This is a genomic window from Winogradskyella pacifica, from assembly GCF_003386275.1.
GTDB lineage: Bacteria > Bacteroidota > Bacteroidia > Flavobacteriales > Flavobacteriaceae > Winogradskyella > Winogradskyella pacifica.
The window spans coordinates 82,569-96,265 of record NZ_QREI01000005.1 but is presented as its reverse complement, the minus strand read 5'-3'; the positions used below and the strand labels follow the sequence as shown (position 1 = coordinate 96,265).

At 32.6% G+C, this 13,697-nt stretch carries 11 protein-coding genes; 2 read left to right on the top strand and 9 right to left on the bottom strand.

Features of this window, described 5'->3' with window-relative positions:
- The first annotated feature begins 2 nt into the window (after positions 1-2).
- Positions 3-743 (top strand): porin family protein, encoded by a 741-nt coding sequence (locus tag DFQ09_RS11600; protein WP_115810506.1) that lies wholly within the window; start codon positions 3-5, stop codon positions 741-743.
- Here the strand turns inward: DFQ09_RS11600 and DFQ09_RS11595 are convergent.
- Complete coding sequence (locus tag DFQ09_RS11595; RefSeq protein WP_115810504.1) at positions 738-1,346, bottom strand: hypothetical protein; 609 nt, start codon at positions 1,344-1,346, stop codon at positions 738-740. The genes DFQ09_RS11600 and DFQ09_RS11595 overlap by 6 nt on opposite strands.
- A gap of 91 nt (positions 1,347-1,437) precedes the next feature.
- Between DFQ09_RS11595 and DFQ09_RS11590 the strand changes: the two genes are divergently transcribed.
- Positions 1,438-3,330 (top strand): hypothetical protein, encoded by a 1,893-nt coding sequence (locus DFQ09_RS11590; protein WP_115810503.1) that lies wholly within the window; start codon positions 1,438-1,440, stop codon positions 3,328-3,330.
- Between the two features lie 4 nt (positions 3,331-3,334).
- Here the strand turns inward: DFQ09_RS11590 and rpoN are convergent, their stop codons facing one another.
- The 8 genes from rpoN to rpsB all read right to left on the bottom strand — a co-directional run bounded on the left by rpoN (position 3,335) and on the right by rpsB (position 13,660).
- A complete protein-coding gene (rpoN, locus tag DFQ09_RS11585; protein WP_115810501.1) occupies positions 3,335-4,801 on the bottom strand; it encodes an RNA polymerase factor sigma-54 in 1,467 nt (488 codons plus the stop codon).
- 76 nt (positions 4,802-4,877) lie between these two features.
- Positions 4,878-6,311: an asparagine--tRNA ligase gene (asnS, locus tag DFQ09_RS11580; RefSeq protein ID WP_115810499.1), complete on the bottom strand. Its 1,434-nt coding sequence runs from the start codon at positions 6,309-6,311 to the stop codon at positions 4,878-4,880.
- Between the two features lie 40 nt (positions 6,312-6,351).
- Positions 6,352-8,754, bottom strand: coding sequence for an efflux RND transporter permease subunit (locus DFQ09_RS11575; RefSeq protein WP_115810497.1), 2,403 nt, complete (start codon positions 8,752-8,754; stop codon positions 6,352-6,354).
- A 170-nt stretch (positions 8,755-8,924) separates the two neighbouring features.
- A complete protein-coding gene (locus tag DFQ09_RS11570) occupies positions 8,925-10,205 on the bottom strand; it encodes a DUF5686 family protein (RefSeq protein WP_115810495.1) in 1,281 nt (426 codons plus the stop codon).
- Positions 10,206-10,279: 74 nt separating this feature from the next.
- On the bottom strand, positions 10,280-10,834 hold the full coding sequence (gene frr / locus DFQ09_RS11565; protein WP_115810493.1) for a ribosome recycling factor: 555 nt from the start codon (positions 10,832-10,834) through the stop codon (positions 10,280-10,282).
- Positions 10,835-10,879: 45 nt separating this feature from the next.
- On the bottom strand, positions 10,880-11,587 hold the full coding sequence (gene pyrH / locus DFQ09_RS11560; protein WP_115810491.1) for a UMP kinase: 708 nt from the start codon (positions 11,585-11,587) through the stop codon (positions 10,880-10,882).
- Between the two features lie 228 nt (positions 11,588-11,815).
- Positions 11,816-12,790 carry a translation elongation factor Ts gene (gene tsf, locus DFQ09_RS11555; RefSeq protein ID WP_115810489.1) on the bottom strand — a complete coding sequence of 325 codons (975 nt, stop codon included), beginning with the start codon at positions 12,788-12,790 and terminating at the stop codon, positions 11,816-11,818.
- Between the two features lie 81 nt (positions 12,791-12,871).
- Positions 12,872-13,660: a 30S ribosomal protein S2 gene (rpsB, locus tag DFQ09_RS11550; RefSeq protein ID WP_115810487.1), complete on the bottom strand. Its 789-nt coding sequence runs from the start codon at positions 13,658-13,660 to the stop codon at positions 12,872-12,874.
- Positions 13,661-13,697: the final 37 nt, after the last annotated feature.

Genomic DNA, 13,697 nt, shown 5'->3' with positions numbered 1-13,697 from the left:
TAATGAGAGCATATCACAATCTAAAAAAGTATCGGTATCAACACATAAAAAGTTACTTGCTACTTATATTTATATTAATAGGTTTTTTGGGGTTTTCGCAAAATGAGAATATAGATGCGTCCAAATTATATAAAGATTACAGAGAGGACCAATTCTATGCGTCAGTAACCTATAATATACTGAATGAAAAGCCGAATGGAGTCTCTCAATCTGGTTTTTCATCGGGGTTTCATTTTGGTTTTATAAGAGATATGCCAATTAACGAAAAACGTAATGTTTCGATAGGTTTAGGTTTAGGGGTTTCTACTAATTCTTATAACCAAAAAAACGTATTGATTGAAGAAATTAATAAGACGATATCCTTTAGTAAAATAGATGAAAGTGACTATAATGTATCTAAGAATAAGTTTGCTACGTACCTCGTAGAAGTGCCTTTAGAAATTAGATGGAGAACTTCTAATCCAGAAGATTATAATTTTTGGCGTATTTACACAGGGTTTAAAATAGGGTACTTACTATATAATACTACAACTTTTAAGAGTGATTTGGCTAATGAGAAACTGTCTAATATAGATAGCTTTAATAAAATTCAATATGGTTTAACTCTGAGTGCTGGTTATAGTACTTGGAATTTTCATGTGTATTATGGTTTAAACTCAATTTTTGATAATGACATAGCGTTCGAAGGTGAAAGTATAGATATGAAATCCTTAAAAATAGGATTGATGTTTTATGTGCTATAACCAATAATTAAGAAGGATAAACTGCGGCATTAATCCTGTAAAAACACCTATTATCAATTCTTGAGGGGTGTGCGCTTTTAGATGTAAACGCGATGTGGCAATGGCACCTAGAATAATCATCATTAGCGCAATTGTACCAATGATATTTATATGATAATGCAAACTTAATGCAACAGCGAACATAAAAAAGCCAGAGGCAGCTATCATATGAATACTTGCTTTTATTTTAAAAACAGCCAATATAAAACATGTTAAAGTAGAACATAGAATACCTAAAAAGAAGTAGTATAATTCTATAATTTCATCTGGTGTTAAAACGCGTATTAGAATCAACACAATTATAATACAATTGATAAATAATGGTATTAAGCGCTCTTTGGTACTTTTTAGATAGATAGAATTAACCTTATTGATTGTTTTGAGTAGGAAGAATAAAAGGATCGGTAAAATGATTGTAAGGATTACAATCGAAAATATTTTAGCATTTCTTATCGGCTCTGGAATGTAACGTGGAGTTTTAGAAAAGTAAAATAATATACCCAATAATGGCATTATTAATGGGTGAAAAACAAACGATATACCTTTTAAAATAAATTCTTTCATGTGTAATAACAAATGTAAAGTTTTATCTTCAAAATATTGATGCTATAGTTTATAAGTAGATTATATATTTTACTTTTATAAAAAACAACGAATGATTAAAAAATACATCACTCTAAGTTTACTCATTTTACTAAGTCTAAATTATACCTTGGCTCAAGGTAATTATGGAGTCATTTTCCCCAAATCGGAATCTGAAAGAAATCGAGCTTGTAGGAATTGTTTTTCGGTATTTCAGCAAAAACCTAAAGAAGTAAATTTTACTATAAAAAATGACAATGGTAATTTGTACTTTCATACCAATGACAAATCGTGGTTCAATAGTTTATTTAAAAGTGATACGGATGGTATTGCTATTGATGTCGTTTCTAAGGATATGTATGATTGCACAATAGAAACCATTAAACCGGATCAGATTAGAGGCGAATTGTTAAGACCTGTCTATGCCTCTCGACTTAAAAGCGGCTTAAAATCTATTGGTGAAAATTCCTATCGTGTATTAGTGGGTAAATTACCAGATAACCTGAAGAATAAAGAACTAGAATACAATATGCTTTTCTTAGGTAATAAAACGCTCTGTCGCTATCAAATTATCTATGATATTAAAGCCTACAAATGGGACTTGCTAGATATGGGCATGTATTTAGATTCTATAAGTTTTAAAAATGAGAAGGTTGCAGATATTGAAGATGAGTCATTTCAAATAAAGTACAAAACGCTTCGGTTTAAAATACCGTTTGAGAAGAATAAGACACAATACTCATCAGCGGATATAAAGCCAGTTTACGATTCATTAAACTTAACAAATTTTAATATAAAGACGATAAACATCAAAGCGTATTCATCTATTGAAGGTGGTTTAGAACGCAATATAGAATTGCAACAAGAAAGAGCTAATAGTATTGCCAAGGCCATTCAATCATATCAGAAACCCAATATCAAAACAACTATATCTTCTTCAGAAAATTGGGTTGAATTTTTAAATGATATTGAAGGTACAAAATACGAGAACCTAAAGGCTCTAAGTAAGAGTGAATTAAAATCTAAGCTTGTAGGTGCTTTTTCTCAAGACATGGAGCCGTATTTAAAAAACCATAGAAAAGCGATTATTACGTTAGAATTGGAACGGAAAGATATCTATAAAGCAAAATCTACAACAGAGCTCGTAGGACTCTTTAATTCGTCCATAAAGGATGGTAAATTAGATGAAGCTGCCCAAATACAAAATTCAATTTTTGAAAAACTAAAGAATAAGGAAGTATCACCAAATATTTTAAAAAATATGGAAATTCCTGCACAGTTGAAATTCATTGATTTTTTAAATAATAATAGTGCCACTAAATACCTATTAGACCAGAAGCAACTTATTATCGTAAGGAATGAACTAGAAGCTCTTAAAAAATTAGAAGCTAAGAATCCAAAAGTGCGTTATAATTTAGTTGCCTTGAAATTTTTAATTTGGCGTCACAATATTGAACCTGTAAATGATGATACGTTTAAATCAGAAATTTACGCTCTAAAAAGTTTTGGTATTGACCAGCAGCTTATCGATAGGATGATGATTAATTATCACATCATTAAAAGTGAAAAGTATATGCGCGAGCGCGATTACAAAAACAAAGATAAGTCGGTAAATTACATTACTAATGCCTATAAGAAAGTATCCCTTTCCGATTTTGACTATTTTAGTTTAGCGCAGTATTTAGTGTATTATGCAAATACGGATAAAGCGGCTGAATTATTAACTAAAAAGGCACGTTCTATAGATGTTGATGAAGATCTACTATTTTACTACTTAAACTTAACACTAACAGATAATGAGCTCACTAAGACTGATGCTTATAGAGCAATTATGTTAAACGCTATAAACCTTAACAGTAAAAGATATTGTAAAATATTTAATGCTGTTGAAAATGGAGGAGTCACGTTTCAGCTATTGGCAAACGATTATTTGCGCAGAAGTTATTGTGAAAGTTGTACTAATTAAAAGTTTAAAGTTCCTTTCTCAATCGCGCCACAGGAATATCTAATTGCTCTCTATATTTAGCAACAGTCCGTCTTGCTATTGGATAACCTTTTTCTTTTAAGATTTTAGAAAGCGCTTCATCAGTCAAAGGTTTCTTTTTACTTTCTTCTTCTATAACCGTTTCTAGAATCTTTTTAATTTCTCTAGTTGAAACTTCTTCTCCTTGATCGTTAGTCATCGATTCTGAGAAGAATTCTTTAATTAATTTTGTGCCGTAAGGAGTGTCAACATACTTACTGTTGGCAACTCTAGAAATGGTAGACACATCCATTTCAATTTCGTCAGCGATATCTTTTAATATCATAGGGCGCAAATTACGCTCATCACCAGATAAGAAGTATTCTTTTTGGTAATGCATAATCGAACTCATGGTAACAAATAAAGTTTGCTGACGTTGTCTTACCGCTTCAATAAACCACTTAGCAGCATCTAATTTTTGTTTTATAAACATTACTGCATCCTTTTGGGCTCTAGACTTTTCTTTAGTCTCTTTATAACCTTTAAGCATATTATTGTATTCCCGAGAGACATGCAATTCTGGTGCATTTCTACCATTTAGAGTAAGTTCCAATTCTCCATCTACAATCTTTATAGCAAAGTCTGGTACAATATGTTCTACGATTTTGTTATTACCAGCATAAGAACCACCAGGTTTAGGATTAAGTCTTTCGACCTCTTCTATAGCCTCTTTGAGTTGCTCTTCGTTAATATTAAATTTTTGCATTAACTTCTTATAGTGCTTTTTGGTAAATTGCTCAAAGCCTTTATCTATAATAGTTGTTGCCAATTCAACATCTGGATGCTGTTCTTTTCTATGTAACTGAATGCTTAAACATTCTTGAAGATTGCGAGCGCCAACACCTGCAGGATCTAATAGATGCACAATATTTAGTACTTTTTCAACTTCCTCTTCTGTTGTATACACATTTTGTGTAAAAGCTAAATCATCTGTAATATCAGCTAGAGAACGACGTATGTAACCGCTTTCATCAACACTACCAACCAGGAAATACGCAATTTCTTCTTCTTGTTCGGTTAATCTAAAGGTGTTTAACTGATTTATTAAATGTTGCGTAAATGAAGTCCCAGCAGCATAAGGCATCGTCTTATCTTCATCATCAGCACTGTAATTATTGGCTTGCGTACGGTATTCAGGGATTTCATCGTCGCTTAGGTATTCGTCGATATTAATATCATCAGCTTCAATCGTTTCATTGTCATCATAATCCGTTTCAGAATTATCAAATTCATCTACATTGTCTTCAGACGCTTCTGATTCTTTTCCGGTATCTAAGGCGGGGTTTTCTTCTAACTCTTGCTTCAAACGTTGCTCAAAAGCCTGTGTAGGCAATTGAATCAACTTCATAAGTTGTATCTGCTGTGGAGATAACTTTTGAGATAGTTTAAATGATAAAAACTGCTTTAGAGACATAAAATTTCTGTTGATTATAAATGTAATAAAAAAACCTGACAGGTTTTTGATACCTGTCAGGTATATTATTTAGAAATTAAAACTCTGCATTTTGTGGTGTTCTAGGAAAAGGAATAACATCTCTTATATTTCCCATTCCTGTAGCAAACATAACTAAGCGTTCAAATCCTAATCCGAAACCAGAATGTACTGCCGAACCATATTTACGTAGATCTAAATACCACCATAACTCTTCTTCAGAAATATCTAAAGCTTTCATCTTTTCTTTTAAGACATCTAAGCGCTCTTCACGTTGCGATCCTCCAACCATTTCGCCAATACCAGGGAATAAAATATCCATAGCTCTTACCGTTTTTCCGTCTTCATTTAAACGCATGTAAAAGGCTTTAATGTTGGCTGGGTAATCAAATAATATTACCGGACATTTAAAATGCTTTTCTACTAAGAAACGTTCGTGCTCAGATTGTAAATCAGCTCCCCATTCTTCAATAATATAATTGAATTTCTTCTTTTTATTTGGTTTAGAGTTTTTTAAGATATCTATAGCCTCTGTATAGCTTACACGTTTAAAGTTGTTATCTACAACAAACTTAATTTTTTCAATTAAGCTCATTTCGCTGCGTTCTGCCTGAGGTTTTGTTTTTTCTTCATCTAAAAGACGCTTGTCTAAAAACTCTAAATCTTCTTTATTGTTTTCTAAAACATAGCTCAATACAGACTTCATGAAATCTTCAGCCAAATCCATATTACCAGCTAAGTCCATAAAAGCAACTTCTGGTTCTATCATCCAGAACTCAGCTAAGTGACGCGACGTATTAGAGTTTTCTGCTCTAAACGTTGGGCCAAACGTATACACTTTCCCTAAAGACATAGCGTAAGATTCAGCTTCAAGCTGACCAGATACCGTTAAATTTGTTTCTTTTCCGAAGAAATCTTCTTTATAATTTACAGAACCATCTTCATTTAATGGCGGGTTTTTTGAATCTAAGTTGGTAACCTTAAACATTTCACCTGCACCTTCAGCATCACTTCCTGTAATAATAGGTGTGTGCATATAGTTAAAGCCATTTTCATTAAAGTATTTATGAACAGCAAAAGATAATGAAGAACGTAAACGCATTACAGCACTAAACGTATTTGTTCTTGTACGTAAATGAGCGTTTTCTCTTAAAAATTCAAACGAATGTTTTTTTGGTTGAATAGGGTAGGTTTCTGGATCAGAATCGCCTAGAACCTCTAATGTTTTTACAACAATTTCAACCGATTGTCCTTTACCTTGACTTTCTACTAACTCGCCTGTAATATGAATTGCAGCTCCCGTAGTAACACGTTTTAAAAGGGCTTCGTCAAAATTTTCAAAATCAACAACACATTGAATATTATTTATGGTAGAACCATCATTTAAAGCTATAAATCGATTGGCTCTAAACGTTCTTACCCACCCTTTAATGCTAACGTCTTGTAAGGTGACATCTTGTGATAATAATTGTGCTACAGTTTTTGAAGTCATTTTTTTAATAATTTTTTAAGGCTAAAATATAATGATATGCTTAGTTTGATTTGTCGTCTTCGTTATCATCTTCCAAAGCAATAACATTGATGGAAGGTTTTCTTAAGACTTCTTTATTGGCAATATTGCGCTCTAAAGATAGTAATAACGACGGTAACAAGAGTAAGTTAGACAGCATGGCAAATAGTAAGGTTATAGAAACTAAAGCTCCTAAAGCTACGGTGCCACCAAAGCTAGAAATGGTAAATACCGAGAACCCAAAGAATAATACAATTGAAGTATAAATCATACTAACGCCAGTTTCTCTAAGTGCTGCATAAACAGATTTTTTAATTTTCCAATTGTTGGCTTGTAACTCTTGTCTGTATTTTGCTAAAAAGTGAATAGTATCATCTACCGAAATACCAAAAGCGATACTAAACACTAAAATAGTTGAAGGCTTTATAGGTACACCAATGTAACCCATGATTCCTGCTGTTACTAAAAGTGGTAGTAAATTAGGAATTAAGGATACAATTATCATTTTAAAAGAACGGAACAAATACGCCATAAATAGCGCAATAAGTACAATGGCAAGTGTCAATGAAATGGCTAAGTTTTTAACCAAATATTTAGTTCCTTTTTGAAAAACTAAAGCTTTACCTGTAATGATTACATTATAACGTTCTTTAGGAAATAACTTGTCTATTTCAGCTTGAAGGTCTTCTTGAATACGCTCCATTTTATCAGTACCAATATCCTTCATAAAGGTAGTAATACGTGCATATTGGCCTGTGCTATCTACAAAATTGCTAAGCATATCAACATTCGAGGTTGAGTTTTTAGCATACGATAAGATGAAACTATTTTCTTGACTTGTTGGTAATTGGTAATATTTAGGATTACCGTTGTAATAGGCCTGTTTGCTATATTTTACGATACTTACCACCGAAATTGGTCGCGATAATTCTGGGATATCCGTAATTAACTCCTCAAGCTCATCCATACGTTTTAAAGTCGCTAATTTCATAACTCCTTTTTTACGCTTCGTATCTATCATTATTTCTAATGGCATAATACCATTAAATTCAGATTCGAAAAATCGAATATCCTTAAAAAATTCTGTGTTTTGAGGCATGTCTTCAATGAGACTACCCGAAATTTTAATTTGGTGAATACCAATAATACTAACAACAATTAGAATAAGAGTAGTAATATAAATTGTTATCTTTTTATTCTTTACCATTGATTCCATCCAGTTCACAAAGGCGCCAATCCAACGTTTATTTAAATGTTCTAAATGGCGTTCTTTAGGGTAAGGTAAGAACGTATACATTATAGGAATAATGAGTAAACACAATGTAAAAATGGCAAGAATGCTCAACGAAGCAACAATACCAAACTCTTTAAGTAATGTACTTTCTGTAAGTATAAATGTAGCAAAACCAGAAGCCGTTGTTACATTAGTCATTAAAGTAGCGTTACCAACTTTAGTAATTACACGTTGTAACGACTTTACTTTATTTCCGTGAGATTTTACTTCATGTTGAAATTTGTTGATTAAGAAAATACAATTTGGGATTCCGATAACGATGATGAGAGGTGGAATTAAAGCCGTTAGTACTGTAATTTCATAACCTAGTATACCTAAGATTCCAAAGGTCCACATCACTCCAATACAAACTACCACCAGCGAAATAAAAGTCGCTCTAAAGGATCTAAAGAACAAGAAGAAAATTAATGAGGTTACAAATAGTGCTCCTCCAATAAAAATAGGAATTTCATCTATAATGCTCTGCGAACTTAAAGTTCGGATATAAGGCATTCCCGAAACTCTAACATCGAGTCCGGTTTGGGCTTCAAAGGCATCAATTTTTTCCTGAAGGTTATTTAAAATAAATGCTTTTCTAGCAGGTGTATTAATAATATCTTTCTTTAAGTAGAGTGCCGTTCTTATAGTTTTGGTCTCTGCATTAAATAAGAAATTATCGTAAAAAGGATATTGATTAAAAAGTTCATCTTGAAGTTTGTTAACTTCTTCAATACTACTTATGGAATCCGTTATAAAAGGCTCTAATTCAAACTGTACTTTTTCAGTGTTTTTAACTAGTTTTTTAAGATCTTTTATAGATAAAACAGCTTCAACTTCATCATAGCCTTTAAAGGAATCTGCAAGTTTATTCCAAGCATTCAGTTGTTTTACAGAGAATAGTGTAGAATCTTTGACACCGAGTACAACAAGGTTGCCTTCTTCTCCAAAAATTTCTAAAAATTCGTTATAAACAAGGTTTACTTCGTGGTCATCTGGTAATAAATTCGCTTCCGTAGATGAAAAACGCATGTGTTTCCATTGGGAGCTGAAAAATATAGTTGCTAAGATAATAGCAATAAGAATAAAGATTTTATTACGAAGAATAAGTCTTGCAATAGCTTCCCAAAATCCTGTGGTAAAAAGTTTAAACATGCTGTAGTAAAACTGCCTTAGAGCAAGCTCATAAGAAATTGATTGAAATAAACATTATTGTTTTGATGAAACCATCATTCTACATAAATCTCGTCTAGCGAGAGAAATGAGCGGCAAAGGTAGAAAAAACCTAAGGATTTGTAGGTTAATTAACAGTAATATAATTTATACTAAAGTGAAATATTGAAGGTAAACTTAAAGGCAATGTTATCTTCAAAATTAGGCAAGTGATAACCACCATATCTGTAGGCAAAACTGAGTCCAAAACCGAAGAGCAATTTGTTAATTTCAAAACCAGATTCAGAGTAGAGTTTATCGAGAGTACTGAACTCAATGCCTTGGTGTCTATTAATATTATTCATGTTTCCGACAGCATAGCGCGATATTAAAACCAGTTGTGGTTTAAAACGATCCGAAATATTAAAACGATTAAAAGTGTGCTTTAGTTGTAATGTTGAAAACCGATCGCTAAAAAACTCATTGAAATACATCGTCTCAAAACTATTTAAACCCGCAACAGAAAAACGCTGAAGTATGGTTTCTTTTCTAATGTTATTTGGATAAGCGTGATACAAATGTGTTATTGGAGTGTTGCCTTCTGCAATACCTGCAACAAGTGTAATACTTGTTATGGCATCATTTTTATGTTTAAATTGTTGTACGGTCCGAAAATCGAGTTTAGAAAAATTAAAATCACTACCTAAAATAGATCTGACGGCTTGTGTGTATTGAAGTGTAAATTTTGGAAAACCATCCTTGGTCTCTTTCAATTTGTCATTTTCGGTGGTATAGGTGCTAAACGGACTCCATTGTAAACTTGCTTTAACAGTACTTAAATCAAAGGTAGAGTAGGTTTTATCCTTTATGGCAAAATTGTAAAAATAGGTTGGCTCTATTTTAGAAGTCGCTAATTGCGTTTCTGAAAGTAAATGATTAGTTATTTTGTGTTGTATTGAAACCGATTTTGTAATGTGTTTATGAAACAAATCAATGTTTAGTAAACGTGGTTCAAAAAAGGTGAAAAAGCGCTTATCGGTTAAAAATTTTGAACTTCCTGTTTCTTGTAAATCATCAGTATAAGCAAGATTAATCCATGTGTCTGTTGCTTCATTAACTCTAAATCCGCCACCGATTTTGTATTTAATCTCTTTATCTTTAAAACCATAAACCAAATAGCCATCGATGCGGTAACGTTCAGAAAATCGGTTATTAGTAACACCACCTAATCCGCTTCTTACACCTTCGTATTGATTAAACTTAATAAGGTATTTTAAATCTAAATTGAAATAATTAAAAGGAAGAAATCCGTTACCAATATGATTTAAGAATTCTGTTTTCTTAATGGAATCTTGAACTGTTTTTGTTGAGTCTTTTTTACTTACAAGTGTTTGCTGTGCATAACTGTAAGATGCAAGCGTTATAAGTAAAACGACAAACAGGTGCTTTCGCATTTAAAATGTTTAATTGTGATATTAAAAAAAACATCCCAATTGTAATGGGATGTTATATTTTATGCGTGTTAAAATTACACGGTCATAATCTCTTTTTCCTTAAGCTCTAGAACTTCGTCTATTTTCTTAACATAAGTATCGGTAAGTTTTTGCACATCGGCTTCAGCATTTTTTTGTAAATCTTCAGATACATCCGAATCTTTAATGTCATGATTAGCATCCTTACGTGCGCTTCTTACCCCAATTTTAGCATCTTCGGCCTCTGATTTTGCTTGTTTTGCTAAATCACGTCGTCTCTCTTCAGTTAGTGGTGGTACATTTATAATGATTGTATCACCATTATTCATGGGATTAAAACCAAGATTAGCAATCATAATTCCACGTTCAATTTCTTGAAGCATATTTTTTTCCCATGGCTGAACTGTTATTGTTCTTCCGTCTGGTGTATTTACATTTGCCACTTGACTCAACGGAGTTTGTGAGCCGTAATAATCTACCATGACGCTACCTAACATTGCAGGACTAGCTTTACCTGCTCTAATATTTGTGAATTGCTTAGCTAAATGCTTAAGAGCAGCATCCATAGCTTCTTTTGTGGTGTCTATTATAAATTGAATGTCTTCGTTCATTGTGTTAACTTTTTAATTGAGAGTTATCAAAGTTTAAGCCAAAGTTTAAACATTGACTTCTGTTCCTATATTTTCTCCAGAAACTACTTTTAGTAAGTTTCCTTTTTTATTCATATCAAAAACAATAATTGGCAATTCATTTTCTTGACTTAGAGTAAATGCGGTTGTATCCATAACTTTTAAACCTTTAAGTAAGACATCTTTAAAAGAAATCTGATCAAACTTAACGGCTGTACTATCTTTTTCTGGATCGGCTGAATAAATACCATCAACACGCGTTCCTTTTAAGATTACATCAGCTTCTATTTCTATGGCACGTAATACGGCAGCAGAATCTGTTGTGAAATAAGGATTTCCTGTTCCACCACCAAAAATTACAACACGACCTTTATTAAGATGACTCATTGCTTTTCGTCTTATAAACGGTTCAGCAACTTCATTAATTTTAATAGCAGTCTGTAAACGTGTTTTGATACCTTTATCTTCTAATGCGTTTTGTAAAGCTAAACCATTTATCACAGTGGCGAGCATACCCATATGATCACCTTGCACACGATCCATACCGTGCATAGCACCTGCGACACCTCTAAAAATGTTTCCACCACCTATAACTATAGCTACTTCTACACCTAATTCTGTTATTTCTTTAATATCTAGAGCATATTCTGAAAGTCGCTCAGGGTCTATACCATATTGACGATTTCCCATTAAGGCTTCTCCAGATAATTTTAGTAATATTCTTTTATATTTCATTAGATAGTTTCTGTTGCTATTTTTAGTCTGTGTAAAATTTGCCAAGTACGTACTCTTTTAAAATTAGTATCATCGTGGCTCATTTCAATAGATGATTTAAAAGTTGAGCAAAGCTACGTAATTATTAGCATCTGTAAAAGTGAAAAAAACGCTAAAAAAAAGTCATTATCCAAAATATGGATAATGACTTTTAAAAGGTATGTAAATTCTGCTTTTGCAGTTACTTAATTATCCTACTGTAGCACGTTTAAAACTAGTAACAGTAACATCACCATAAGTTGCAACGTAATCAGAAACAGTTTGCTTATCATCTTTGATAAACTTTTGATCTAACAAACATTGTTCTTGGTCTAAAGTTGTGTTATCAGAAATGAAACGCTCCATTTTACCAGGTAAAATTCTATCCCAGATTTGTTCTGGTTTACCTTCAGCTTTTAATTCTGCTTTTGCAGCTTCTTCAGCTTCAGCAATAACTTCAGGAGTTAATTGAGCCATAGAGATGTAACTTGGTACATTCTTTAAGGTTTTACCTAAACGTCCTAATTCGATATTGTCTTTTTCAATAACAGCGATACGCGCTTCAGTTTCAGATGCAATAAAAGCAGGGTCAAAATCTTTGTAAGATAATGATGATGCTCCCATAGAAGCAACTTGCATTGCAACATCTTTAACTAAAGTTTCAACGTTATCAACTTTAGCAGATAAACCTACTAAAGCAGCAATTTTGTTGATGTGTACATATTGTCCAACATAAGGAGCATCTAATTTTTCGAAAGCAGTGATGTCTAATTTCTCACCGATAACTCCAGTTTGTTCTACTAATTTTTCTGCAACAGTCATACCACCAAAATCAGCAGCTAAAAAGGCTTCTTTTGTGTCATGATTTAATGCGATATCAGCTAATTGGTTAGCTAATGCTACAAAAGTGTCGTTTTTACCAACGAAATCAGTTTCACAACCTAAAACGATAGCAACACCAGATGTATTATCTGCATTTATTTTAGCAACAGCAGCACCTTCAGAAGAATCTCTGTCAGCTCTTTTTTCTGCAACTTTTTGTCCTTTTTTACGTAAAACGTCAATGGCTTTATCAAAATCTCCACCAGCTTCAACTAAGGCTTTTTTACAATCCATCATCCCAGCACCAGTTGCTTGTCTTAGCTTGTTTACGTCTGCTGCTGTAATTTTTACAGTATTTTCCATAATTTTTAAATTTAAAAAGTCATTTAATTAATTTTCAAAAAGAAAAGAACCAAATGACTTTTAGTATTGTATAAATGTTATTTATTCTTCTTCTTCAGATACAGCTGCTTTTTCTGCTTTTTGAGCAGGCTTAGCTTTAGCTTCTCCTTTTTGAGCTTTACCTTCTTTATCTGAACGTTCAGCTTTTCTTTCGTTTAAACCATCAGCAATAGCAGAAGTTACGATAGATAAGACTTTGTCTATAGATTTAGAAGCATCATCATTTGAAGGGATTAAATAATCTACTTCACGTGGATCAGAGTTTGTATCTACCATTGCAAAAATTGGAATATTCAATTTTTGAGCTTCTTTTATTGCAATATGCTCACGCATAATATCTACAACAAAGATAGCACCTGGCAAACGTGTCATATCAGAAATAGAACCTAAATTCTTTTCTAATTTTGCACGTAAACGATCTACTTGTAAACGCTCTTTTTTAGATAAAGAGTTGAATGTACCATCTTTCTTCATTCTATCAATAGAAGCCATTTTTTTAACGGCTTTTCTGATTGTAACAAAGTTAGTTAACATTCCACCAGGCCAACGCTCAGTAATATAAGGTTGGTTAACTGCACCAGCTTTTTCAGCTACGATGTCTTTAGCTTGTTTTTTTGTAGCAACGAATAAGATTTTCTTTCCTGATGCTGCTATTTTAGCTAAAGCTTCAGAAGTTTCTTCAATTTTTGCTGCTGTCTTATAAAGGTTGATAATATGGATACCGTTACGTTCCATATAGATGTAAGGAGCCATGTTTGGGTTCCACTTACGTGTAAGGTGACCGAAGTGTACACCTGCTTCAAGTAATTCTTTTACTTCTACTTTTTCCATTTTGTAATAGTTTACGTTCTGTTAAATTAGCAATGTT